At 56.0% G+C, this 257-nt stretch carries 1 protein-coding gene; it reads right to left on the bottom strand.

Going from position 1 to position 257, the window contains the following annotated elements; all coding sequences use genetic code 11:
• On the bottom strand, positions 1–257 hold a 257-nt coding region (locus AAEY83_RS16630; protein WP_351060849.1), incomplete at both ends, for an urease accessory UreF family protein.

Here is a 257-nt window from a genome sequence, read left to right as displayed (position 1 = left end):
GGCCAGCGCAGTATCAACGGCAGCGACCAGTTGCGGGCGCAATTGCTCGTTTAAACGTTGCGCAGCAGTATGACCTAAGGGCATGGCTTTACATGCGACCGCCAGTTGGTTTTCCAGCCAGCCCCAAGCAAAGCCGAGTAGACTTTGGCGTACAGGCACTTGGCGTTGGTGGGCGGTCCAAGCAAAAACGGTCACATAACCGGGCTCTTCTGGTAGCTTGGCATGACCTAACGCTGTCTGCGGTTGCAACTCTAAAC

Source organism: Psychrobacter sp. TB20-MNA-CIBAN-0197 (assembly GCF_040309765.1).
GTDB classification, from domain to species: Bacteria; Pseudomonadota; Gammaproteobacteria; order Pseudomonadales; family Moraxellaceae; genus Psychrobacter; species Psychrobacter submarinus.
This window is presented reverse-complemented; position numbering and strand designations above follow the sequence as displayed.